Origin of the sequence: Martelella alba (assembly GCF_005217455.1) — a bacterium.
In the GTDB taxonomy this organism is placed as follows: domain Bacteria; phylum Pseudomonadota; class Gammaproteobacteria; order Enterobacterales; family Enterobacteriaceae; genus Acerihabitans.
On the sequence record NZ_SZPQ01000033.1, the window covers coordinates 32,906 to 57,587 of the forward strand.

At 50.1% G+C, this 24,682-nt stretch carries 26 protein-coding genes and 1 pseudogene; 20 read left to right on the forward strand and 7 right to left on the reverse strand.

Going from position 1 to position 24,682, the window contains the following annotated elements; all coding sequences use genetic code 11:
- Nucleotides 1–16: 16 nt before the first annotated feature.
- From FCN80_RS19210 to FCN80_RS19225, 4 genes are read right to left on the reverse strand one after another with little or no spacing between them, the layout of a single operon-like run.
- The gene (locus FCN80_RS19210) at nt 17–715 is read right to left on the reverse strand and encodes a substrate-binding domain-containing protein (protein ID WP_170975456.1); all 699 of its coding nucleotides are present in this window, start codon (nt 713–715) and stop codon (nt 17–19) included.
- A 50-nt stretch (nt 716–765) separates the two neighbouring features.
- Nucleotides 766–1,680: an AEC family transporter gene (locus tag FCN80_RS19215; RefSeq protein ID WP_136991835.1), complete on the reverse strand. Its 915-nt coding sequence runs from the start codon at nt 1,678–1,680 to the stop codon at nt 766–768.
- A 47-nt stretch (nt 1,681–1,727) separates the two neighbouring features.
- Nucleotides 1,728–2,366 carry a 3-oxo-tetronate 4-phosphate decarboxylase gene (gene otnC, locus FCN80_RS19220; protein ID WP_136991836.1) on the reverse strand — a complete coding sequence of 213 codons (639 nt, stop codon included), beginning with the start codon at nt 2,364–2,366 and terminating at the stop codon, nt 1,728–1,730.
- Nucleotides 2,367–2,379: 13 nt separating this feature from the next.
- Entirely contained in the window at nt 2,380–3,207 is an 828-nt protein-coding gene (locus FCN80_RS19225; RefSeq protein ID WP_230492788.1) for a DeoR/GlpR family DNA-binding transcription regulator, read from the reverse strand.
- A 420-nt stretch (nt 3,208–3,627) separates the two neighbouring features.
- On the opposite strand from FCN80_RS19225, the gene FCN80_RS19230 reads away from it, so the two are divergent.
- Nucleotides 3,628–4,308 carry a haloacid dehalogenase type II gene (locus tag FCN80_RS19230; RefSeq protein ID WP_136991837.1) on the forward strand — a complete coding sequence of 227 codons (681 nt, stop codon included), beginning with the start codon at nt 3,628–3,630 and terminating at the stop codon, nt 4,306–4,308.
- A gap of 9 nt (nt 4,309–4,317) precedes the next feature.
- Here the strand turns inward: FCN80_RS19230 and FCN80_RS19235 are convergent, their stop codons facing one another.
- Nucleotides 4,318–5,697, reverse strand: coding sequence for a Fic family protein (locus FCN80_RS19235; RefSeq protein WP_136991839.1), 1,380 nt, complete (start codon nt 5,695–5,697; stop codon nt 4,318–4,320).
- 671 nt (nt 5,698–6,368) lie between these two features.
- Between FCN80_RS19235 and FCN80_RS19240 the strand changes: the two genes are divergently transcribed.
- The 7 genes from FCN80_RS19240 to FCN80_RS19270 all read left to right on the forward strand — a co-directional run bounded on the left by FCN80_RS19240 (nt 6,369) and on the right by FCN80_RS19270 (nt 12,982).
- Nucleotides 6,369–7,130 carry a glucose 1-dehydrogenase gene (locus tag FCN80_RS19240; protein WP_136991841.1) on the forward strand — a complete coding sequence of 254 codons (762 nt, stop codon included), beginning with the start codon at nt 6,369–6,371 and terminating at the stop codon, nt 7,128–7,130.
- Between the two features lie 42 nt (nt 7,131–7,172).
- Entirely contained in the window at nt 7,173–7,907 is a 735-nt protein-coding gene (locus tag FCN80_RS19245) for an electron transfer flavoprotein subunit alpha (protein WP_136991843.1), read from the forward strand.
- 37 nt (nt 7,908–7,944) lie between these two features.
- A complete protein-coding gene (locus FCN80_RS19250) occupies nt 7,945–8,871 on the forward strand; it encodes an electron transfer flavoprotein subunit alpha/FixB family protein (RefSeq protein WP_136991844.1) in 927 nt (308 codons plus the stop codon).
- Between the two features lie 40 nt (nt 8,872–8,911).
- Nucleotides 8,912–10,402 (forward strand): FAD-dependent oxidoreductase, encoded by a 1,491-nt coding sequence (locus tag FCN80_RS19255; RefSeq protein WP_136991846.1) that lies wholly within the window; start codon nt 8,912–8,914, stop codon nt 10,400–10,402.
- A 71-nt stretch (nt 10,403–10,473) separates the two neighbouring features.
- Nucleotides 10,474–11,787: an FAD-dependent oxidoreductase gene (locus FCN80_RS19260; protein WP_136991847.1), complete on the forward strand. Its 1,314-nt coding sequence runs from the start codon at nt 10,474–10,476 to the stop codon at nt 11,785–11,787.
- Nucleotides 11,784–12,080, forward strand: a complete 297-nt coding sequence (locus tag FCN80_RS19265) for a ferredoxin family protein (RefSeq protein ID WP_136991849.1) — start codon at nt 11,784–11,786, stop codon at nt 12,078–12,080. The genes FCN80_RS19260 and FCN80_RS19265 overlap by 4 nt, the downstream gene beginning before the upstream one ends.
- A 44-nt stretch (nt 12,081–12,124) precedes the next feature.
- A complete protein-coding gene (locus FCN80_RS19270) occupies nt 12,125–12,982 on the forward strand; it encodes an MBL fold metallo-hydrolase (protein ID WP_136991851.1) in 858 nt (285 codons plus the stop codon).
- A gap of 45 nt (nt 12,983–13,027) precedes the next feature.
- Here FCN80_RS19270 and FCN80_RS19275 read toward each other — a convergent pair whose 3' ends face one another.
- Nucleotides 13,028–13,939: an AraC family transcriptional regulator gene (locus FCN80_RS19275; RefSeq protein ID WP_136991852.1), complete on the reverse strand. Its 912-nt coding sequence runs from the start codon at nt 13,937–13,939 to the stop codon at nt 13,028–13,030.
- Nucleotides 13,940–14,037: 98 nt separating this feature from the next.
- Here FCN80_RS19275 and FCN80_RS19280 point away from each other — a divergent pair, with 98 nt between their 5' ends.
- Nucleotides 14,038–14,787, forward strand: coding sequence for an SDR family oxidoreductase (locus FCN80_RS19280; protein WP_136991854.1), 750 nt, complete (start codon nt 14,038–14,040; stop codon nt 14,785–14,787).
- Nucleotides 14,788–14,968: 181 nt separating this feature from the next.
- On the opposite strand, the gene FCN80_RS19285 is transcribed toward FCN80_RS19280, so the two are convergent.
- Nucleotides 14,969–15,328 (reverse strand): hypothetical protein, encoded by a 360-nt coding sequence (locus FCN80_RS19285; RefSeq protein WP_136991855.1) that lies wholly within the window; start codon nt 15,326–15,328, stop codon nt 14,969–14,971.
- Here FCN80_RS19285 and FCN80_RS19290 point away from each other — a divergent pair.
- The 11 genes and pseudogenes from FCN80_RS19290 to FCN80_RS19340 all read left to right on the forward strand — a co-directional run bounded on the left by FCN80_RS19290 (nt 15,315) and on the right by FCN80_RS19340 (nt 24,610).
- Entirely contained in the window at nt 15,315–15,536 is a 222-nt protein-coding gene (locus FCN80_RS19290; RefSeq protein WP_136991856.1) for a hypothetical protein, read from the forward strand. The two genes, FCN80_RS19285 and FCN80_RS19290, sit on opposite strands and share 14 nt — an antisense overlap.
- Before the next feature lie 757 nt (nt 15,537–16,293).
- Entirely contained in the window at nt 16,294–17,574 is a 1,281-nt protein-coding gene (locus tag FCN80_RS19295; RefSeq protein WP_136991858.1) for an iron-containing alcohol dehydrogenase, read from the forward strand.
- Between the two features lie 4 nt (nt 17,575–17,578).
- Nucleotides 17,579–18,016, forward strand: a complete 438-nt coding sequence (locus tag FCN80_RS19300; RefSeq protein WP_136991860.1) for a dehydroquinate synthase/iron-containing alcohol dehydrogenase family protein — start codon at nt 17,579–17,581, stop codon at nt 18,014–18,016.
- Nucleotides 18,013–18,897 carry an NAD-dependent epimerase/dehydratase family protein gene (locus FCN80_RS19305; protein WP_136991861.1) on the forward strand — a complete coding sequence of 295 codons (885 nt, stop codon included), beginning with the start codon at nt 18,013–18,015 and terminating at the stop codon, nt 18,895–18,897. The genes FCN80_RS19300 and FCN80_RS19305 overlap by 4 nt, the downstream gene beginning before the upstream one ends.
- Complete coding sequence (locus tag FCN80_RS19310; RefSeq protein ID WP_136991863.1) at nt 18,884–20,035, forward strand: aminotransferase class III-fold pyridoxal phosphate-dependent enzyme; 1,152 nt, start codon at nt 18,884–18,886, stop codon at nt 20,033–20,035. Before FCN80_RS19305 ends, FCN80_RS19310 begins: the two co-directional genes overlap by 14 nt.
- Nucleotides 20,028–20,270, forward strand: coding sequence for a phosphopantetheine-binding protein (locus FCN80_RS27470; RefSeq protein WP_136991865.1), 243 nt, complete (start codon nt 20,028–20,030; stop codon nt 20,268–20,270). The genes FCN80_RS19310 and FCN80_RS27470 overlap by 8 nt, the downstream gene beginning before the upstream one ends.
- Nucleotides 20,263–21,540, forward strand: coding sequence for a 3-deoxy-D-manno-octulosonic acid transferase (locus tag FCN80_RS19320; protein WP_136991867.1), 1,278 nt, complete (start codon nt 20,263–20,265; stop codon nt 21,538–21,540). Before FCN80_RS27470 ends, FCN80_RS19320 begins: the two co-directional genes overlap by 8 nt.
- A 172-nt stretch (nt 21,541–21,712) precedes the next feature.
- Nucleotides 21,713–22,168, forward strand: a pseudogene (locus FCN80_RS19325) (RraA family protein); the annotation flags it as partial.
- A complete protein-coding gene (locus tag FCN80_RS19330) occupies nt 22,155–23,000 on the forward strand; it encodes an Ldh family oxidoreductase (RefSeq protein WP_170975457.1) in 846 nt (281 codons plus the stop codon). The pseudogene FCN80_RS19325 and the gene FCN80_RS19330, both read left to right, overlap by 14 nt.
- Nucleotides 22,975–23,748 carry a cytidylyltransferase domain-containing protein gene (locus tag FCN80_RS19335; protein WP_170975458.1) on the forward strand — a complete coding sequence of 258 codons (774 nt, stop codon included), beginning with the start codon at nt 22,975–22,977 and terminating at the stop codon, nt 23,746–23,748. The genes FCN80_RS19330 and FCN80_RS19335 overlap by 26 nt, the downstream gene beginning before the upstream one ends.
- Entirely contained in the window at nt 23,714–24,610 is an 897-nt protein-coding gene (locus FCN80_RS19340) for a hypothetical protein (protein ID WP_170975459.1), read from the forward strand. The genes FCN80_RS19335 and FCN80_RS19340 overlap by 35 nt, the downstream gene beginning before the upstream one ends.
- Nucleotides 24,611–24,682: the final 72 nt, after the last annotated feature.

Here is a 24,682-nt window from a genome sequence, read left to right on the forward strand (position 1 = left end):
CCTGTTGTCCCAAGCGTCAGAACCGGCAATCGAGCCCAAACCGGCCATACTCCGCCCGCGTGTCCGGGGCGGTAACCATCTCAATCAACGCGGCGCCGGCCGGCTTGTCCCGCGCAGCGGCGAACAAGGCAATGGAAAACGACGTGGCCTTTTGCAAATCGCCGGGCAACGGACCGACGATATCGATCCCCGGCACCACCAATAACTCGCTGATTTGCTGAACAGCCATATCCGCCTCGCCGGTAATCAGTTTTTCCGCGGTAAAGCCTTGCGGCACGGGACACGCTTTCGCGTCCACTTGCGCCTCGATACCCAGTCGGCGCAATACGGTTTTAAAATGGATGCCGCTGGCGCCGCCGATGGAATAGCACAGAGAGCGGGCCGACAGCAGCGCCTGTCTGAGTTTTTGCGAATCGGCGATATCCGGTTTTGCCGCGCCCTGTTTCACCGCGAAACCAATGCGCGATACCACCAAGGGCTTGCGCGTCGTCGCATCGACGAGACCCCGCGCGATAAGGTCTTCCATGGCCGGGTCCGTAACGATAACCACATCGCTTTGCAGGCCGTCGTCTATTTCTTTCATCAATACCGTGGTCGGCGTCCAGGTTGCCTCGATCGGACCGAATTGTCCCCGATAGCGATTCAGCAATGACGCATCAAAGGGCGAACGGACGACCAGGGCGCTGTGCAGCCTGAGAGCGGTCGGGTTATTCATGGTTTGACTCCTGTTTTTACCACTGCTAAAAAGGCGCCGGCAGGAACGACTCACATTGCCAGCCATATGGTTAAGGGTACGGTCACCACCGCAAGGATCGTGCTTATCATAATGGCGCAGGCCGCCTTCTCGGGGTGGACATCAAGGGCCGACGCCACGGCGGCGATGTTGGCGGCCAAAGGATTACTGGCCAGCAGCACCAGCACGATATACTCGTAATGATTCAGATGAAACAGTCGGAATAACGCGATGATCACCAGCGCATACAATCCTTGTTTCCAGATAATAGACGAGAAGATGAATTTCCAGTCAGGCACCAATTTGTCGAATCGGGCCAGCGACATGCCGATAATCATCATGCCCAGGGTCGAGTAACCGCCGACGAATCCGCCGACACTGCCCTTGATGATTTCGGGTAATTCAAAATGGAAATATTTCAGTACCAAGGCCAGTATCGCCGCGTGCAAGGTGGGCATTTTCGCCACCAGCACCAGACTGTGTGCGATGGAGTAGCGGCCGCGGGCGGTGATGTAATAGGCCGCGGTGAATTCGTAAATACTGGACGCCACCTTGGCGAATACCACAATACTGATTGCCGCGGCGCCGTCCGGTGTGCCGCCGAGCAGACCAATGGCCAGCGGCAGGACAAAATAACCGACATTGCCCTGACCTCCGGCGGCGCCGAACAAATTGGCCCGATTGTCCTTCCATAGCAGACGTCCGACAAAAAACGCCAAAAACGCGGCAACACAGGACACGACATAAAATATCACGGAATACATGGCATAGCTGACATCGGCTGGCGAATTCAAAATAAGCACGAAGCACACAATGGGCGAAAATATATATATAAGCAGTTTAGAAATATCCTGCGAGTTTACCTTGAATTTCTTTGAGGCATACCAGCCCAGCATGGATACGGCGATCAAATACGCCACCCGCGGCATAATTTCATATGCGGTCATTTTAATTCCTATTTAATCATCGAGAGTAAGAGATAAAATAAAGCCAATCACCAGACGCAACCAAAAACCTCGCACAGCTCCCTGATATTTTCCGCCGACAGCGGAGGGATATTTTTACCGGACGTCAGCCATAATTTTGCCGTTTCTTCCAATTCCTCCAGGATAAAAGCGGCGTGGGCCACGTTTTTCCCCCAGGTGACCGGGCCGAGCCGCTCCAACATGACGCCCTTGGCCGCCCCGGTAAGGGAGGCCACGATTTCCGCCACCTCCCTGGCGCCGGGTCGATGGTATTTTATAAGGGGGATTTTTCCGACCTTCATGACCTGGTAGGGGGTAATGGGTGGAAGAATGGCCTCTTTCGACCATACGCCGGACAGCGTTAACAGCACCAGGTAGGTCGAGTGGGTATGAAGAACGCAACCCACCTGGGCATTATTTTGATAAACCCCCTGATGCAGCATCAGGGTTTTAGAAGGCTTACCGCCGTTAATCCACTCCCCCCGGCTGTTCACCTTGGCGATATTATCCGGCTCAAGACTCCCCAGGCAGGCATCGGTGGGCGTGATAAGCCATCCATCGTCAAGGCGGGCGCTGATATTGCCGGATGAACCCGCTGTATAGCCCCGTCGAAACAGACTTTCTCCCGTGAAGCAAATTTCTTCACGTATCTTATTTTCTTTGTTCATGCTATTTTTCTCTTCAGAGAACATCCACGAAAGTAACATGCGGCGAAGACGAATTTATCAAACTCTGCTTGCATTCCTTGGATACTGAATCCGTTATAATTTCATCCAGGCTATTTAACGGACATACCGAATAAAAACCGTATTTACCATATTTACTGCTATCTGAGATCAGTATGTTGCGATTGGCCACCGAAATCACGGTCTGTTTTACCACGGCCTTGCCTTCATAAGGCGTCGATAAACCATGCACGCTATCCCAGGAGCTCGCGCTGATAAACGCCAAATCAATATTCAATGCCTTGATGAAGTTCGCCGCGCTCAATCCGACACAGGAGTAGTTTCTCTTATCGACCCGACCGCCCACATGGAACAAATCAATTGCCGGATTCGCCATTAAATATTGGCTTATGGAAAAATCATTGGTCACGATCGTCAGGCGAAAATTGGCCGGAATGCAACAGGCGATTTCGAAGGTGGTGGTCCCCGCGTCAAGATACACAATCGACCCTTCGGAAACTTTGCCCATGGCGCATTTACCCAGTTCCTTCTTGATCTTGTGATTCAAGTAGGACTTGTCCTGGTAGGGCAACTCCTGCCGCAACAGCTCGCTCAGGCGGATACCGCCATTGACGCGCTGAACTTTTCCTTCATGTTCAAGCTGCTGTACATCGCGGCGAATCGTCATATGCGAAACGTTCATCAAGGCCGCAAGCTCAATATAGTAGGCCACCTGGTTTTCATGCACATAGCGATAGATGAAATCGCGGCGTTCGTTAGCGCTTAACACCATTATTACCACCAGCTTGTCCGTTTGATAGGCCGGACTGTCTTGATAGGACACAGTGTACGGATATCAATTTCACATTAAAAGTTGCGATCTCACAGAAGCCGCGCTTTCGGTTTTGCTTGCAATAAAAAATAGCTTATTGATAAATAAATTAAAAATAAAATAAATCGGCCAAAACGGATTTCACATTCGCCTGTGAATTTTCAACGCCCGCCGTAATATGCCCGGCAGGGCGACCCCTTTACCGTGAAAAACAGATGATTCGGCCCCCGTCCATCCCCTTGAGAGCAACAGGTGTTGGCTTGCACGGAGAAATGAGCTTGGGTGTATACTCCAAAGATTCGAGTTGCATCGCGGCGGCCAGTGAGCGTCCAGGTCATCGGTCGGGAATGGGGGCCGTCCACAACGCGGCGACTTGGCAGATAACCCGTCTGACTTCATCTTATCCGTTTCTTAGCGCAGGAATCGCCGGCAATGAATACACTTCCCTTGCTTGTTTTCGATGTCAATGAAACGCTTCTGGATATTGAGAGTTTAACGCCGTTTTTCCATCGGGTATTGGGTTCCGCGGAGGCGATGCGGGAGTGGTTCGCCCAATTGGTGCTGTATTCCCAGTCCTTGACGTTGTCCGGCCAGTATGCGCCTTTTGGCGTGTTGGGCGCCGAAGTGTTGCGTATGACGGCCGCTACCCGCCATAAAACCGTGCGCGAGGACGATATCGCCGAACTCGGCGCGCTGGTGGCCGCCATGCCCGCCTGGCCGGAGGTTCCCGCCGCTTTGGAAAAACTTAAACTCGCCGGATTCCGGCTATTTACCCTCACCAACAATCCGTTATCCACATTGTCAAGACAACTGGAAAAGGCCGGGCTTTCCGGATTTTTCGAAAAAAATTTTAGCGTGGATCCGGTCGGGTCCTTTAAACCGGCGCAAAGCGTTTATCATCATGTGGCCAATAAACTGACCGCGCCTCCGGCGAGGCTTTGCCTTATCGCCTGCCATACCTGGGATATCATTGGCGCGCGCAGCGCGGGATGGGACGCCGCCATGGTGTTGCGCCAGGGCAACGCCCTGCTCTGGGTAGGCCCGCAGCCGGGAGTGGTCGCGGCGGATTTGGCCGGCGCGGCGGAAAAAATTATCCGCTTTTATCAGACATAACCCATTTGGTTAGCGGGCATAGGCTTGCTCGGATAAAAATGATTTATCAAGCGCGTAATCCTGCAATTTGGCCAGCGTTTCCTGATTGGTGAACATCTCGCGCAACCCGTAATGGGGGAGAAATATAAACGCCTTGCCCCTTTGCTGCAAGGTCAGGTAGCCCTTGTCCACCAGTTCCAGAAAATCGCGGCGAGCGGTCGGATAGGCAATCCCGTGATTATTTTTGTGGTAGCGAAGGGTAAATTCCGCCTCGGGCTTGCGCAGTGCCCGCCCGAGGATGGAACGCTGACGGTCGTTGAGCTGGAGATCCTTTTTGAGGGTCTGACGCAGCGCGCGATCCCAGTTTTCCCAACCGCTGACGTAATGTTCGACAATACGCAAGGCAAGCAGCGTTAATTGCGCGGTGAGCGTTTGCAATGATGTCAGATCCCCCGGCGCGCGGATGCGCAGACTTTCATAAGCGGTACGGTCGAAAGACACCCGCGGCGGCAGAATGTGCCCCTCGTCCCAATCCAGTTTTACACGGGAAATAGGCAATAACCCCAATACCGGCAGATCATGCTTCAGCGCGTACAGATGCGCCGCCAGTCGGCCTACCTGGTAGCTCACCTCCTTGAGGGGGCGATAAAACCGAAAGGAATCGGTCAGGATCAGCGCGCGCAATACGTCGTGATCATATTCACCCGTTTCATGATTGGCATACGCGGCAATGTAATCCATCTGCCGGTTGGCGAATCGCTCGGTCATGGCCCCCGGCCACTCGAACAGTCCCGTGCCCAGCGAGGCCCGGGTGGTTTCCAACGCGCGGATATCCACGCCTTCCAACAGCCGATCCCGCAGATGCATAAACAAATCGCGCGAAAAGGGCTCGCCGACCAGATTCGGCAAGTGATCGATGGCATTAAAGGTATTGGCCACCAGCCGTTCGGTGGCGTTACGCGGCGCCCGATCCAAACGTAACTGGCTATCGGCGTCTCTTACCGAGAGCGACAATCCGTCAAGGCGGGTAGCGGCAATCGCGTCGGGAATGCGAACATTCATCAGAAAATGCTGGCTGCTGGCGGCGGTCATGGTGCGATGCAGATGGGAATCGGGGGCGCAGGCGCGGGTGACGATACCGATGATGTCCGTCAATTCATGGGTGCGCCGATACCAATATTCCTCATCATTCAAATCCGGGATCGGCAAATCGATGCCCATATACCGGCTCATGCGGTTCATGATTTCCCACATGGCCAGGGGGCTAATGTTCGGCGGCAGGTTCAGGGAGAGAAATTCGTCCCAGGAGATGCATTTCTGCGAAAATCGTTTGAGCAGTTTTTGAAAAGACACATCATCAAACAGCGTTTGCAGGGAATGCCCCAACAAATGCGATTCGGCAGCAGTCATGCAGTACTCCTTAATATCAGCGGCGGCGCCGTCCGGAAATACACCGCGCTTCCGGGCCCTTTACGGTATGACGAATCATTGCCGCCGCGGCGGCCTATTCACCTCTCCCATGACATTGATCAATACAGGCCATAAGGCATAATGGGCGTATTTTGATCTGCATCATGCGTAAATATCTACGAAATGTTCATATCGTTTAGACGAACCGCTTTTTTCACCGTCAAACCTATACAAGATATTCAGACAATCCACGCCGCGATAATGTGAGCCCATTCTCAATTTGCCTTGCCGCGCCGGTTAACACCACCGTCTTGGCGGAACGAAATACGCATCGTACAGCGAATTGCCCCTTGGCTTACCGCGAGGCATTTTGGATTATCCAAAATATATAGAAAATGTTTATTTTGAATAGGTTTCGCGGTGAAAGAGAGCGAATATCTATAAAAAATCTATATATTGACGTCATTTACAACCGGTTCTAAGTTCAGCACAGGTCATTATACTCCGGATAATTCAAGTTGCCTCGCGGCTAACAAAAGGCGACGTGAAGTATGACGGGTTTATCTCCTCCACCATTTCGTGACTCATGGATTGCGATGCGGCGTGCAGTACATCAACCGTTTTTCTGCCGACGACATTCGCAATAGCGAACTCTCCTTAGGAGAAAAATCATGCCTGAACAATTACTGGATTTTACCGGGCGGGTGGTACTGGTCACCGGCGGCAAATCCGGCATCGGCCGCGCCGCCGCCCTGGCGTTCGCCCGCCAGGGCGCGCGATTGATCATTGCCGGACGCAGCCAGGCCGATGATACGTTGCGTACCATACGCGACGCGGGCGGCGAGGCCCGGTTCGTACAGACCGATATCAGTATCGCCGCCCAAGTGCGCCATCTGGTGGATGCCACGTTGGAAGCCTACGGCCGGCTGGATGTGGCGTTCAATAACTCCGGTTTATTGCCGGTCACCGCCGAGCTGACGGAACAAACCGAGGAGGATTTCGATCAGATCCTGGCCGTCGACCTTAAAGGGCTGTTTTTGTGCATGAAGTACCAGATCCCGGCAATGTTGAAGACCGGCGGCGGGTCCATCGTCAACTGTGGTTCCGTGGCCAGTCTGATAGCCGATCCGGGCATGAGCCCTTATGTGGCGGCCAAACACGGCGTGGCGGGGCTCTCTAAAGCCGCCGCGCTTGAGTATGCCAAACGCAATATCCGCATCAATACGGTTTGTCCCGGCTTTACCGAAACCGAGATGACTCGCGGCTGGATCGCCGATCCGCGCATGTGCGAGCAGGTTAAATCATTTAACGCGGTCAACCGGATCGCCTCTCCCGATGAAATTGCCGGTCTCGTGTTATTCCTGGCATCGCCAATGGCGTCTTTCATCACGGGCGCCGTGATCCCGGTGGACGGCGCGCAAACGGCCCATTGAGCGCCTGTCGATAACGGCGCGGGCGACATAACAGGAGAGCTCATGAAGATAGTTGTCGTATTCAAGTGGTCGCGTAATCCGCAGGATGCGCGGGTGGGAACGGAGGGTTCCCTCGAGTGGCGCGGCGTAAAGATGGCCGCCAGCGACGACGATCCCGCGGCCATACTGGCCGCGGGGGAAATCGCCGCCGCTGGGGATGAAATCGTCGGTCTGACCATCGGCGACGGGGATACGGCCTGGGCCGCGGCGCGCGGCGCGGCGCGTACCGTGGTGGTCAGCGATGCGACGGTCGTCCCGAATGGCGCGGCCACGGGCGCGATATTGGCGGCGGCCGTGCGGGGGATGGCGGACGTCGGCCTGGTTCTTATCGGTGATTCGGTCTGGGATTACGGCGTCGTGGCCGCCCTGGCCGGGCAATTGGGCTGGCCGGCATTAACCGGCGTGACGGCTGTCCGGCGGCAAGCGGGGAATTGGCTGGCGACGCGCCGACATGGCAATGTCAGTCAGGAAATCGCGATCACCGGGCCCGCTTTATTGGCGATGGTCGCCAGCCGCGCCGAGCAGCGGGCGCCAAGCATGAAAGACGTGCTGGCCGCGCGCAAAAAACCGGTCACCGCGCTGACGACCGAGGATCTCAACATCGTTACCGCAACGACGGTCACTCCGCTCGCCACGGCGCTGCCCGACGTCTCCGCCGCGCGCATCATCGACGGCGCGGATCCGCGGCAAGCCGCGGAGGAACTGCTGAACGCGCTGCGTACACAGGGCGTATTGTGAATTGCCGCGCGCCGGCATAACTGGACGGAGGTATGCAGTGAATACAGACAGTTGGATTATCGTCACCGATGACAGGCGTATTAGCGGCATGGCGTCCGCCGCGCGCGGACTCGGCGGACACGTCACCGCCGCGGTCATAGGCGCGCGCGCGCTGGCGGACATTGCCGCGGCGGCCGGTTTCGATACGGTACGCTGGTATGCGGTCGCCGACGCCACGCCCATTGAAGCCTATGCGGCACAGGTGGCGGCGGACATCGCCGCGGCGGCGCCACGCGTCGTACTGGCCTCCGACGCCGCGCCGGGCCGGGTGGTGCTGGGCGCGGCCGCGGCGCGTCTGGATGCCGCCATTATCGCCGCGATCCGCGGTCTCTCTTTCGCCGGTGACGATCTGCAAGTCAGACGCAGCGCGGCGGAAGGCCGGATTATCGAAACATTCGCCGTAAACGGTCCTTTGGCCGGCATCTATGACGGCGAAGATGCCGAGCCGGCGGCGACCCGGCCCGCCGCTTTGCAACCCATTGACACAACCGCGCCCCTGGCCGCATTACGGGTGGTCGGCACCGTGCAAAACGAAACCGACGGCAACGGACTGAGCGCCGCCGCACGCGTGATAGGCGTCGGACTCGGCGTGCGCGCCCGCGACGACCTTGCCGCCATCGAACAGCTTGCCGCCGCCGCGCATGCCGAAATCGCCTGTTCCCTGCCCGTGTGCGACGACATGCGCTGGTTTGACGCCAGCCGGGTGGTGGGGTCGACCCACAATCAAATCGCGCCCGATCTGTACATCGCTTTAGGCATCTCGGGACAGCCGCAGCACCTTGCCGGCGTTCGCGACGCCAAAGTGGTGGTCGCCGTCAATAACGATCCCGACGCCCGGATCTTTAAAAACTGCGATATCGGCATCGTCGGCGATCTTTACCCTATCGTTCCGGCTTTGACTGCGGCCCTCAAGGCCGCCCGATAACCGAAACGCTGTCACGAACAACGCCACAGGAGAAGACATCATGTCCGAGCACAATACACCGGTCGATGCGCAGTACGACCTTATCGTCATCGGCGGCGGCGGTTCCGGCAAATCGGCCGCGCTGACCGCGGCGCAGGGCGGGCTAAGGGTCGCCCTGCTGGAAAAAATGCCGCAAACCGGCGGTACATCCATCTATGCCGAGGGCACGGCGGCCTTTGAATCGAGCGAACAGCAGGCGCGCGGCGCGCCTGAACTCGCCGGAGCGCATTTCCCCACCCGCGGCGAGGGATTCCGCCGTTATATGGAATACAGCCACCATCGCGCCAACCCCGATGTGGTGCGGATGCAGGTGGACAATACCGCCGACACCATCGATATCCTCAAATCACTGGGCATCGTCTACACCGATGTATCGATTTACGCCTACGAACAACCGTTGGAATTATACACTTTCCACCGGCCGGATGGTTTGGGCGCGCATGTACAGGACGTGTTGCTGCGGGCCTGCGTCAATGCCGGCGTCGACATGTTCACCGAGACGCGGGCTAAAAAAATCATCATGGACGCCGGCGCGGCGGCCGGCGTATTGGCCGAGGATTCAAGCGGCAATTTGCTGCATCTGGCCTGTCAGGCGGTCATTATCGCCAGCGGCGGATTCGGCAATAACCCCGAACTGCGCAAAAAATACGCCTGGCAGGCACGCTATCTCGACGATACCTATGCCTGCGTACCCACGCAAAATACCGGGGATGGCCTGACCATGGCGCTGGAGGCCGGCGCCGATACCGATAACATCGGCGCATTGATGATTATTCCCTGCGCGCGGGGTAAAACGCTAACCTCGCACATCAGCGGCGCCGGCTCGCAACCGGTACTGTGGGTCAACAAAACCGCCCGCCGTTTCGCCAATGAACAAGTGGCGATGAGTTTCGCCGATGCCGGTAACACCATCGCCCGGCAACCGGAAGCCACCGTCTATGCCATTATCGACAGCGAAACCGTCCGCCATTTGATGGAACAGGGTTCGGATATCGGCCTGGGCGATTTCATTCCCTATAAGTTAAAGCTCAGTCGCCTGCTAACCGAGCTTGAGCAGGACATCGTCGACGGCCTGGCCTGGAAAGGCGATACGGTACAAGGGCTGGCCAACGCGATGGGACTTGATGCGACGGTACTCGGCCAGACCGTGGCCGACTATAACCAGGCCTGCGACAAAGGCGTCGATCCGTTGTTCTATAAGCCGGCCAAGTTTTTACGCCCGGTACGGCAAGGGCCGTTTTATGCCATAAACATGACCGGCAGCGTGCTGGTGTCTTCCGGCGGTATCCGGGTGAACGGCAACTTGCAGGTGATAGGCCGCGACAACCTGCCCATCACCGGTTTGTATGCGGTAGGTAACGACGCCAGCGGTCTGTATGGCGATACCTACAATCTGGATGTGCCCGGTTCGGCCAACGGCTTCGCGCATACTTCCGGCCGAATGGCGGCCCGCCATGTTCTTCACGCCCTCGGGCAACACAGCGCGGCGTGATAGGCGACGCCGTGGCCGGCGACAATCGACCACGGCGTCCGGTTATCTCGTCGTAAGGGAGTCGCAATTCTATGGCTGAACAGTACGCCACCTCCACCGATGTCGACTTCGACGCCATTGTAATAGGCGCCGGCATCGCCGGCTGCGTGACCGCTTACCAACTGGCCGGCGCGGGACATTCGGTGCTATTGGTTGAACGCGGCGCCAAACCCGGCAGTAAAAATCTATCGGGCGGCATTTTTTATTGCCGCGTCATGGAGCGGATATTCCCCGATTTTGTCAATCAGGCGCCGGTGGAGCGCCATATTACCCGCAACTGTCTAAGTTTTCTTACCCCGGAGGCATTCGTCAATCTGGATTATCTCGACCAACGGCTAACACAACCCGCCACTGCCGTGTCGGTACTGCGCGCCCGCCTTGATGACTGGCTGGCGGAGCAGTGCGAACAGGCCGGCGTCATGCTGATGGCAGGCGTGAAAGTGGACGCGTTGGTCAGGCAAGGAGAACGTATCATCGGCATCCGCGCCGGCGACGACACCTTACGCGCCAATGTGGTGGTCGCCGCCGATGGCATCAATTCCTTTATTTGTCAGGATGCCGGTATCCGCGCGCGGGAACCAACCCGGCATCTGGCGGTGGGCGTCAAATCCGTTATTCGCCTGACGCGAGCGCAAATGGAAGATCGGTTCAATTTGATCGGCAACCAAGGGGCAGCCTATGCATTGGTGGGAGATTGCACCGACGGTGTCGGCGGCGGTGGATTTATGTACACCAACACCGACTCGGTATCGATAGGCGTCGTGCTGCGGCTTGATGATCTGGTGCGACGCCAGGCATCCTCGGCGGATCTGCACGACAGGTTTCTTCGCCATCCGGCCATCGCGCCGTTTATCCGCGGCGGCGAACTGCTGGAATACGGTTGCCATCTTGTGGCCGAAGGCGGCCAGGCCATGGTTCACGATCTTATCCGGCCGGGGTTGGTGGTCGTGGGCGATGCCGCCGGTTTTACGCTTAATACCGGTCTGACGGTACGTGGAATGGATCTGGCGGCCGGTTCGGCGCTAGCCGCCGCCAAGGCCATCGACGGCGCGCTGCGCCAGGGCGATGTCTCCCAGACCGCGCTTGGCGCCTATCTTGACGAACTGAACGGCGGTTTCGTCGGTCAGGATATGCGCACCTACGCCAACGCGCCGGCATTTATGGAAAATCCGCGGCTCTATGGCGATTACGGCGTGTTGCTCAGCGACATGCTACTGGCGATGTATCACCTTGATACGCAGCCGCGCCGGCGACTACTGCCGACCTTCCTGAAAACGTTCAAGCACTCTCCGCTGAAGGCCGGACAGTTAATCAAAGATATGTTTGCCGCCACGAGGTCCTTATGAACAAGACGCTTTTTGGCACCGTCGCCGAACGGCTGGATCACAACCGTTACGATACCGACGCGGATTTATCCCATATCGAAGTCGATCAGGCGGCGGCCAGGGCCACCAACGCCGGTCCGCTACTGGTGCGAGTGTGTCCGGCCAATGTTTACTCGCTACAGCCGGACGGTTCGGTGGGCGTGATGTACGCCGCTTGCCTGGAATGCGGTACCTGTCTGGCGGTGGCGCCGCCCGGCGTACTCAAGTGGCATTACCCACGCGGCGGCAAAGGCATTATTTATCGCGAAGGTTAGCAGCGGGATTAAACAGCAGGAATTAACTAATCAGGAGTCACTCGATGAGTTTAGCAATCAAAGTATTCGTCAGCAGCGATCAAGCGGCCGGATTCGGCGTCAGTTCGACGATAATCTACGGCGACAAGCAAGCGATTCTGGTTGATGCCCAATTCACGTTATCCAACGCCCATCGATTGGTGGCCGAGCTGATGGAACTGGGACGCGATCTGACCATGGTGTTCATCACCCATCTGCATCCGGATCATTTTCTCGGACTGGAAGTGATCAAGGCGGCCTACCCCGCGGCACGGGTTGTGGCATATGGTAAAGCGGCGGACGACGTTAACGACGCTTATGACTTCAAAATCGATTATTGGGGCAACGCCGTACTCAACGAAAACGGCGCCAACATAAAATACCCGGTGGAAAAGCTGGATAGCGACATCCTGCTGCTGGAAGGGGAAAAAATCAACATTCTGGGGCTGATGTGCGGCGATTGCATCACCATTGCGCCGCTATGGATCCCCTCCCTCAGAACCCTAATCGCCTCAGACCTGGTGTTTGCCGATGCCCATGTCTGGATTGCCGACATGCGCACGCCGGCGTTGATCGAAGAGTGGTTGAGGAGCCTGGATACCCTGGAAGATTTACAACCCGTCGCGGTCGTCGCCGGGCATTCGCCGCAAAATCCCACGCTCAGCCCCTCGGCCATCGACTTCACGCGCCAATACATCCGGACGTTTATGAAGCAGTTTCATAAAGCGGCGTCCGCTGAACAGTTGCAACAGGAAATGGAACGGATTTACCCCAATCTGCCGGTAAAGATCTGCCTGGAGTACAGCGCGCGCATCCTCAAAGACAAATATGTCTGGCCGGGTGACTGGCCATTGACGCTGCGAAACACCCCGTCGACATGGTAACGCGCAAACACAGCCGCGTCCGGGGGAATGCGGCCGGGGCCCGGCTTACCCCCGCGCGCGTTGCTGGACGCGCGCGTATCGTGTCGGCGCGATGCCGACGTGGCGCGTAAACGCCACGCTGAAGGTACTGGCGGAACCATAGCCGGCCCGTTCCGCGATATCGGCAATGTTATTCTCGCCGCGACGCAATAGATCCTTGGCGATGGCCATGCGCCAGGCAAGCAAATAAGTCATGGGCGCCATGCCCACGGCCTGGTTAAACCGCGCGAAAAATGCCGAGCGCGACATCGCCGCGGCTTTTGCCAGTTCCGTCGCAGTCCAGGCGTGGCCGGGATCTTCATGCATCCGGCGTATTGCCGCGGCGAGACGTTCATCGGCCAATCCCCGCACCAGACCTGGCAACGCCCCCGTACCCGCCGTCGAGCGTAGCGCCTCGATAAGCAATACCTCCAACAGACGCGCCAAAATGACCTCCCGCGCCGGCCGTTGCGCACGGGATTCTTCCCGTACAAGCCGCAATAACGTAGACAGCCTTTTTTCGCCGCGCACCAACATCACTTGCGGTAACAGGGAAAGCAGCAATGCCGTATCCGGAGAACCAAAAACACAGTATCCCACCAACCAGCGCGCGTCCGGCGTATCACATTGGGCGCCCAGCCGGAATTCGCCGTCGGCCAGCGGGACGGCGGTCGTCATCATCTCCGCCGGCGCCGCCGGCTCGACACTGGACATTGAAAAACCATTGGATGAAGGAATAAGCACGAAGTCGCCTTCCCGTAGGATAATCGGCTCTTGCCCATCCGCGTCGAGCCGGCAACTCCCTTCAAAGATCACGCAATAAAACGGACGCCCGGTTTCCGTGCGGCTAATACGCCAGGGAGCAACGCTGCTAACCAGTTTTGAGAACGGCGTGCTTGGCTGAAGCAAGGCGACCATTTCAGCAAGCGGGTCGATCATGGTGGACTCCTGCAAAAATCTTACGGACTATTGACTGTAGCAAGTCCGGACGAGGCGATCTATTGTTTCAGTCTCATCAACCCTGTAGTGGAGCGCTTATGAAAACCGTTCTTATCACCGGCTGCTCGTCCGGCTTCGGTCTGGAAATCGCCAGACATTTTCTGGAGCGTCAATGGCGGGTTGTCGCCACGATGCGAACGCCGCGCGAAGGCCTATTACCGCAATCCGAACAGCTTCGCGTGCTGCCGCTCGATGTGACCGATCCGCAAAGCATTCACCAGGCCGTGGCGGACGCGGGACCTATAGACGTACTCGTCAACAATGCCGGAATCGGATTACTCAATTCCCTTGAAGGCACGCCGATGGCGACGATTCGTGACATCCTCGAAACCAACACCATGGGTACCATTGCCATGACCCAGGCGGTCATACCGCAATTCAGGCAGCGTCGGTCGGGGGTGGTCGTTAACGTCACATCGACCGTGACATATCGGCCGCTCCCCCTGCTTGCCGCCTATACCGCCAGCAAGGCGGCGGTCAATGCGTTCACCGAATCGCTGGCGCTGGAACTCAAGCCATTCAATGTACGGGTGGCCTTGGTCCTGCCGGGTAGGGCCCCGGAAACCCGCTTTGTTGAAAACGCCCAACCGCACAGGCTGAACGTTCATGAAGCCTATAATGACCTGGCGCAAAGCATTTTTACCCATTGGGAGAACACCGACGAACCGATTACCCTATCAACGGACGTGGCGCAGGCGGTATGGCGCGCGGCAACCGAACCGTCTTGCCCGATGCGCTTGCCCGCCGGGGCGGATGCGGTAATTTGGGCGCAATCCGCGCAATCGTGACATGACGCCGACGGCAAAAGGCGTCGCTTATCCATGAAAAGCCAAAGGCCGGCGCATTACCGGCCTTTATCACGATCACGGATAGCCCGCGGCGGCGGGAAAAAATCGCGCGCTCCCTCTTTCAGCGGACTCGGCCCCATGTCCACGCCGTAACCCCATGAGAGAAGGTCTACCGGCTTAATTAATCCGTTGCCTTGTTTTTAAGATCTTCCGCGCCCTGCTTGGTTTTATCCCACACTTTCTCCGTGCCTTCTTTGGTTTTGTGCCAGGCTTTCTCCGTGCCTTCTTTGGTTTTATGCCAAGCTTTCTGGCTGCCTTCCGTTATTTTGCTGCCTGTGGTGCCACTTTTGCCTTCGGCGGCATGTTTGGATTTGAGCTTCAGTTCTTCACCTTTATCCTCCGCCTGGTGAAGTTTCTCCTTGGCGACATCGGCGCCTTGGTGCGCCTCGGCAACCGTGGCATCAGTCGCCGCGCTGGCGGTCGCAGCCAGTGCCGGCGCGCTTGACAGCATGGCAGCGAGAACGAAAATGGCTTTTTTCATTGTTTCCTCATCTATCAACTTACCCAGCCTCATTATAACCCATGATGGGAAAAATCACGTTCCATCCGCAACGGGGCATCATCCTTTTGAGCGCGGCCTACCGCGCCGCGGCCAGCCAATCGTCTTGATCCGCTCTCATGCCGGGATTATCCATGGCGACGGCATATCGGTTGGCGCAGAACAGATGCCCTTCGCTGCCGATGAATGAAAACGATCATCCCCGGCGTCCTTGCCGTTCAGTCAGCGCTTCTTCTTGTCGGGCGTGCAGAGGGCGTGCAGAGGACGTTCACCGTCAGGTCGCCTCTCAACCTGCACGGTCAAGGAAAAGCGCCCGGCAAAGCGCACAAAAAAATGCCCGCCTCGGGAAGCGGGCAAGGGAATGCAAACTTAGGTGTTACTTTTGACGGCTTCATCAGGCCGCAACACAACTGTAACAACACTTGCGGCTGCGCGGTGTCGGCATCGTGTCTGAATATCGTAGGAATCTGCAACCAAGTATGTATGACCGCACGAGCAAAGCCCGGCATTGCGTGGCGAATACGGTGTAGGCAAAAAATGGGCGGAAAACCGCCAACCCGTCACCCGCAAAACAAAGGGATATGTGAGAAAAGCTTAGCGCTAAGACATTGTTGCAACCAAATTTACATATTTTGGTAAAAGGGAAATGTGATAAACGATGAAATGACATGTCTTGAGATTAATAATCACGTTATGTAGGTCTGAGAATATATCCTTAAGAAAAGTATCTTTACTATAAATAATTAAGATATCCGCCCCACCCTGGCATTTAGTAGAGTATAAAATTTTAAAAATAGTCATAGAATATAGAATATGAAAACGTCCCAGGCAAAAAATTAAGCAAATATAAAAAAGAAAAATTAAAAAAATCTTTCATGATATGTAAATTAAGCGTTAATACAGCAGCATAAATTTTTCTGTGAAAATTTAGGTCATTAGCGGTCAAAATGGCAAAAACACCAAAAATCATTACCGATGTAATCCAAATACAAGGTCGAGCTTTACTTCTCTATTCTGGCGGGCTAGATACGACTTATATAGCTTTTAAATTACTAGAACAAAACATAGATCTATTGCTATTGAATGTGAATTTACAGGCAGACAAAAATGACTTGGCTTTACTACCGCAACAACGAGATAAGAAAAAATTAATTCATATTGATGCAAGCGATGAATTCATTAAGGATTATCTTACGCCAGCCATTATTAATGGTTTCATGATTGATGATGAATATCCCGTATCAGCATCATTGGCCTTTCCCCTGATAGCGAAAAAAAGCGTTGAATATGCTCAACGAGAAGAAGTTACAACGATCATACATGGGGCGGAACGGGAACAAAACGCCATGTCACGACTTAACAAAATGATTAAAAAATCAAATACCGATCTTAGTATATTCCCTTACGCACTGTACGACTCATCATCCAGGGCAGAGAAAATAGCCTATCTTAGGTCCTTAGGTCATGAAGTAACGCATTATGATGTCAGCAGAGACAAAAACCTATGGTGCGAGTGTATTGAAGGCGGAGAATATGAAATTGATAAATTTAAATTGAAATTCAACGATTTTTTTAGCACTCGCGGACGTGAAATAAATGAAGAAGATATTCACATCCTTCAATTCCAAGCAGGAGTGCCTACGGCTTTTGATGGAACTCGACTTTCTTTAAAAGATATTTTATTGAAAACAAAAGATTTAGCGAGCAATTGCCACATTGGCTACTATAGCTCTTATGAATTTAACGGGCTTGAAAAGAAAAGGGAAGTTCACTACAGCCCAAGCAGTGCTATTTTCCACCGAACGAAAAGAGCACTTGAACGGATATCGCTTAGTGAGCCGGAACTGGAAACAAAATACCTACTTGATAGAAAATGGCTATGCGAAGTTATCCGAGGAGAATGGAGCAGTTTTATGACCGAAGCAATCACTGTCTTTAATAAAAAACTCTGGGGAAAGGTAACAAACAAAGGGATACCTGTGATTGCAGTCCCCACCCTACCTGGAACAGCCACAGAATTCAGCGCCACTGCCGTATTGACGGGAGAGGGTTATAAATTGGGTATCAATTCTCCCCATGTTAGGCCCGTTGAAGCGTTGGTCGAGCTACTTTTATTTACTACGTTACGCCCTGAAGTAGGAATACCCACATTATTAGACAGTTACATTCATTCGTTTGAGTGTCTGGAAGGCAAAAAAAGGCAGTCTGGCATCCCGTGCCTCATGTAGGAACGTGATTGCCCTATTCAATGAAATATTTTCGGCAGGTTATCAGCCAGAAGATTCCGCCTGGTGGCAATTAGCCTACTATGCTAATTACATTAGCGCATTCGCGCTATTGGAGGGGTCTGTGGGCGCCGCTCATGCACTTTCATACTGTATATCAGATGCACTGGGCATGTGCCATTCCAAAGCCAACATTGCCTCGCTAGCATTATTGAGTGATTACTTTGAATGTTATAGCCAAAATATTTTCAAGTTTTGCGATGAATATGGCATAAAATACGGTATTTCAGGAGATAAATCAAGAAATGCTGAAAGCTGCCATAAAATAATGTTGCAAGCAAGGGATAGGTTTAATTTTTTGTGGAAGAACACCTCGGATGTTTTCAATAACAATCTAGCGTCTGAGATATATATCAACAAAGCAATAGAGGCGCTTGCAAGATGAGGAAAATCACAATTATCGGCGGTTCTGGCTATATTGGCACTCGACTCACTGAAGAAATATTAAATAAAACAAAACACATGCAAATCCAGGTTATTGACAGACGACTAAGCCATATCTTTGATGGTGTCACATACGTTGTTAACGATATCAGAAAAATGACAAAAGGCGATTTAGCCAGTCTGCTAATTGATTCCTCGGACGTTTTACTACTTAACGGGCTATTGGCCAGAGCTTGCCAAAAGGACAACCGTAAAGTCAGATATGATAATTATATAGGTTTAGTTAAGGTTGCTCGTTCGGTCGCCAGAGATACCAGAATACACTTTTTTTCAAGTCAGGCCGTTTATGATGGCACCGTTAACAGTGGTGATGGCCATAAGTTGTTGGAAAATGAGGAAGCGCGTCCGCTAAGCCATTATTCAAAATATAAATGGATGTTTGAAAATTATCTTAGATCAGGGGAAAATATATACATTATATATCGTCTTGCCACATGTTTCGGTTGGAGACGAAATTTTTCTTCTGATACACTCTTGAACCAAATATATAAGTCCTCTGATAAAAAAGGCGATATAATAATTATTGAGAGAAAAAGCAATTATATCCTGACATCACTGAGCATCACGCATTTGGCACAGTTTGTTTTCCATATATTAACGATAAAAAAGGAGAACACGCTTTTTCACTTGGTTAGTGACACAAAAAGAATATGTGATTATCTAAAAATATTAGGGAAATACCATCCGATAAAGTTCACGATAATGGCGAAAGAGAACAACGTCAATAGATCAATTTTTAGTAGCAATAATTATTATAATTCTTCATATGATATAGAAGAAGAATGCAAAATATTCAAGGAGACAACGGATGTTAGAGATTAACTCCACAATCAGCAAAAGGAATTTGGAGTATGAAAATGCGGGTCCTAAAGAAATAGATAAAGGTTGCGGGGCCTATTTATATAGTACTAAGGGTTCAGTGTTTCTTGATTGTGGAATGGCGCTAGGTAGTGTTTTCATAGGTTACGCAGATGACCGGGTTAACAGTAAGGCCATTGAGGCAATACATAAAGGCGTTAACTTTAGTAGACCTTCAGTTTTGGAACGTACTTTCTTTGAGAAACTTAGCGAAATATTTGAGAAAGACATCGTCGGTAAGCTTTCTAAAAGTAGTAGTATGCTATTGAACACGCTTCCCCGCATTTGTCGCGCGTTGACCGGGAAAAAATATCTTTTAATCCAAAGCGAAGGGGCGTTTCTCGGAAATGTTGATTGGTACCATTCCGTAAATCAAAAAAAAGCGGGTACTCATGAAAACTTTGTTCTCACTTTCAAGCATGGTAACCGAGACGAGGTCATAAAAGTTTTTTCATCCCACGGTGCGAATATCTGCGGTTTGATTGTTGAGCCTTATCGACATAAACAATACAACCTAGAATATTACTATACACTGAGGCGTCTGTGCGACAGATATGGTTGTTTGCTCATCTTTGATGAGACACTTTCCGCCTTCAGATTTTATAAAAGAACATTCGAGCTAGAAAGTGGCATTGCTGCGGATTTAACGATTTTAGGCAAAGCAATCTCCAATGGTTTTCCGCTGGCCTGCGTTGTCGGGAAAAAGGAACTTTTCACAGAGATTGATAACAATGACAAACTTTTTGGCTTTAGTAATACCCATGCCGGGGAGGCCATTTCAATAGCCGCTTCGATGGAAACAATAAGAATATTGAATTATGAGGCGAATTACAAAGTTTTTTACGGCCATAACCTCAATTTTATAGCGAGCTTGAACGCACTGTTGCAATATTATAAGTCAAAATTGTATGTGGTTGGTAACACAAGTTATTTCTGGCTACAAGGGGAACAAAAACAAAAAAGTCAGTTAGTCAGGTTTTGCTGTGAAAAAGGGGTACTGTTCCGAGGGACTTTTGCGTTTAGCCTGGCGCATACCCATAAAGATAGAGAATACATTCTCGATACTATAGAAGAATACTACAGCAGGGTGAAACATGGATAGGAATACTATAAGGGAAATTATTCATAAACATATTGATACAAAGGCCGACCGTGATGATGACGATTTCTTCAAATCTGGTATGCTGACATCCTATCAACTCGTACGAATATATCATCAAATCGAAAAAGACACAGGGATAATAATTCCATTAGATACTATCTTGACCTATCATCCTCGGACCATAAACCAGTTGACTGACATGTTTCTATCAGTCTTAAAGGGAAATCATGAGTAAATTATTAATGTATATTTTAATTTTTTTATATCAGATAGTTTTGTTATTATTACCATTATTTTTGATATATTCTTTCATAATTAAAAGAAAAGCTCGGGTGCGTATAAATGACATCATTACTCACTTAGGACAGCACTATTTTCTGACAAGCTTGCTTAGATATCGAGTCGATCAGCAAAGCGTGATGATTCATGCCGTATCTTTGGGAGAACTTGACGCGGCTATGAATTTAATAAATTCATTTCCCCACAGCGTCAAAAGCAATATCGTACTAACGGTCACGTCCACCGAGGCATATATAAAAGCGCAACAGTTGGCTAAGTCATATTTGAAAATCGTATTTTTCCCCTATGATTCGATCATGCATCAATTTTTATTTATTAAATTCTTTAAGATAAGAAAGGCCGTAATTGTTGAACATGATATTTGGCCAAATTTTATGTTGGTAATGGGCATTGCCAAAAAAAAAGTTATTGTTGTGAATGGCCATTTTTCGGACAGATCAATAAAGTTTCTGAAAAAGAATTTTATAAAAAAAATATTATTGAATTCAGTTGAGAAAATTTATGTACAAACAAAGGACCTTAGGAATAAATTAGAGCAGGAAGTCATTATCCCAAATATCGATATAAAACTAGCACCAAGCTATAAACTTCCTATTAACATGTCCCTTGATTCATCCAGCAAATTGCTGAATGAAAGGAAATATATAACAATATCTAATTTTCACCCCGAAGAAATTGATTCAATAAAAAAATTAATATATTTGTTAATAGGTTCAGGATACAAGCTACTACTGGTACCTAGGCATATACATCTGTTTGATAATTTCATCAAAGAGTTATATGACCAATTCCGTATTCCTGTCAGTGTGACTACAACTTTTCAGAGCACCCAAGAATTCCCGTCAGAGATTATTCTTATCAAAGCTTATGGTATCTTGAATAAGATCTATATCGCTTCGCATGCAACAATAGTATGTGGTTCATTTGATAAAAAACTAAAAGGTCACAGTCTGTTCGAGCCGGCGTTGCATGGTTCAATGGTATATTATGGACCCTATTTTTCATCTCAAGAATATATGGATTCGATTTTCCGACAAGGCATACATGACATACAGCATAGTGTCTCTGGCATTAGCAAACAAATCAGGGAGTCAGAAACAAGGGACAGAATAGTTTTCTACAATTGGTTCATCAAGACTGTTTCAAAGGAAACAGTTTTATTAAAGAAACATTTTTTTGAGGTAGAAGAATGGACTCGACGCTAAACTTTATATCCAGTAGCTTAATTTTTGATGCCCATGATCGACTAAACATTGCACCACGGGTTTTGAGCTCAAAAATAAAGCCGGTGATAGATAAAAAATTTTTGGCAGATGCTTCAATTTACAGGGGATATCCAATATCACCGGGGCTTAAAAAGACTCAAGAAAGTTATTCGAAAAAATAAAGAAAGGGCAAGTGATCATGATTGAGACGGGAAACAGTCCCGGAGTTGGTCATTGGGGTGAATTAATGTCACATGCTGCATTGAAGCAGCATGCGGCCGGCGTAATAGTTAATGGCGGTTGTAGAGATATAAAAGAAATCAAGTCCCTCGATTTTCCTGTTTATTGTGAGTATAGCTCGCCATATGAATCCGGGAATAAATATTGCATTGGCAATTATGAAATTGATATCACTCTACCAGGGATTGATGGTAAAAACGTAGTAGTACTACATTATCATGACTATGTTTTAGCGGATGAGGATGGAATTATCGTTATCGAAGAAAAAAACCTTATTCCCATACTCAATGAAGCAGTCGTTATCTGGACCAGGGAAAAGAAGACTATTGCTGATATCTATTCAGGGACTAACATCAATGAGGCATTTATTCGAAATGGCGTGGCATGATAAATTGGTTAGTGATAAAAGCATATTGCATTTTATCAACGCGCAGCGTAATTTTGTGAAAAATAGTAATAAAATTGATGTCTATGATACATTACTAAAAAGGCAGTACTTGCAAGGCGTTTTATTCAATAAAAAACCAAATAAAGTAATGAATCATAATCTTGAAGGCTATACATTATATGATTGCGCGCGGGTTATCGGCCCTGTGGCGGTGTATCATACCATCAGAGAGGCAATAGATTTTAATCCATCAATAAGTTTGCTTGTTTTAAAGAATCTACATAATCCCATTGACATGGCCTTTCACCTTGGCTTCCTAACTGAAAGGGAATATCTGTGCTTAATGTTACAAGCCACCACACCGGTAATGTCATACGGGACAGTTTATAAAAAATTGGTTGGCAACAATCTTATCGGCATAGCCACCCCATATCACTCAGGGCCCATACTTGTCGACTGTTCTTTAGGCGAGACGGCGGTGAGAAACATAATGTATTCTATCGACACAGAGGAAATCTATTACGATAAAAATCATGTCGTTGATGTGAATGGTATCCCTTTTACGTCACCAAAAGCCGCTTTAGCCACAGGCACCATAAAAAGCATTGGCAGGCATAAGGGCGGTGCCATTGCTCTGGGAATTCAACTATTACTTGCTGCCATGAGTGGCACGGTGCTAAGAAATAATGCACAGACATTGGATATAGATGGCGAAAATTCTTTATTTTTATTACTAATTAAATCGAGCCCCGCTCTAAATCGTATTTTAACTGCCCAATTGGAAGATATCTTTAAGGAGAATGTCTATGTCCCTGGTAGAAGAAACCAATAAGCTGGCGATTGTCATACCCGCCAGACTGGAATCAACAAGAATTTATCATAAACCTCTTATCACCATTAATGATAGCATGTTGGTAGAGTATGCCATTAGAGCGGCGAAAGCCTGTGTTTATAAACCCACAATCATCTTGACATCGGAAAGCGACGAAGTTTTTTCATCACTTTCATGTCAAAGAGATGTATCTTTCTTCGTAACCTCTCGTTACCCTTTAACAGGTACTGAAAGAGCGGCAGAACTACTCGGACACACGGATCATGATGTTTATCTTTTACTTCCTTGTGATATTTTTCCCATTTCAGGGAAACTATTAGATTCTATGTTCGATATTTACCTCAAAAAAAAACACCCATTCATGTGCCTTGCCACTAAATTACGACCCGATGAATTTGATAGTTATGATGATGTTAAGATAATTGTTGATGATGACCACTTCGCAATGAACTTCATCAGAGAGATTCCGGCGAACATTTTGAATAATTTAGATTTCCATCCAGTAATGCTTAAACAGCTTGGAGTCTATATTTATTCAAGGGCAGTGTTGACGCGATTTGCCGAGTCTACACAAGATATTTTTGAAATTGTCTACTCTAATGAGTCTTATCGGTTCCTACATAAAAAAGAAAAAATGAAGATAATACTAACTGATAATGAACTTTATTCTATAAACACACCAGCCGATATTTTGAAATTGAGCCAGAGAGGTTATGATGTACAGTATACAAAAGGAAAAGGTAACTGATGCCATAAATTCAGTTATTGCCATGGCAAAACGTCACATTACGAGAAATGGCGTAATATACAGATTTGTAGAATTGCATTTGAATAAAAGAATATACGGATTCGGCGAAAAAAGTGTTTATGCTTATGCGGATGCCATCAACTTACAATATATGTTTCCTTTTGCTAATATTCTACCAGATATTAACGCCTCGCTAGATTATTTAGCGCATTTACAAGATACCAACTCCCAACTCTATTATGAGGGCTCACACCATATCCTTCATACCACGGCAAGCGCTGTAGCCTGTTTGGCAAGATGGCATCAGAGGCCGACCTATGATTGTTCGTATATCATACGTGAATTTGATATCACTAAGTCACTTAATAGTATTCGTTGGGATATAGAACCGTGGCGAGACTCTAACATTCCCTCGGCCCTTCGCCTCTTGGTAAATGTTTATTTTGAACAACACGAGAAAGAATTTTTTGCCAACAAATTTTATAACTGGTTGTATGAGAATGCCTGCCCAAAAACAGGCCTCTGGCGTAAAGGTCACATTTCGGACAGTCCCAACCGTGGAATATTTCCCTCAATTGCGAGTGGTTTCCATTTTTTGATACATTATCAATTTGATAAAGTAAAATTTCCACATAACCGGCAATTGCGCCAAACTTGTTTTAATTATTATAATAATCAGTACATTAAACTCTTTGAATCACTTGGCTACATTGATATTGACTTCCTTTATTGCTTATTAAGATCCTGGTCACAATCCCATCAGGAATTGGAAGATAACGAAATCTCAGTACTACATGATATGTTTAGATTTTTTTGTGAAATGATACTCAAACAAAGATACTTCCAGCATTCCACAGACTGATCTTGACCCGTTATATTCAGACAGCTTTTATCTCTAAGTTAGTGTTATCCGTCGGCTCCGGTATTCCCTCGG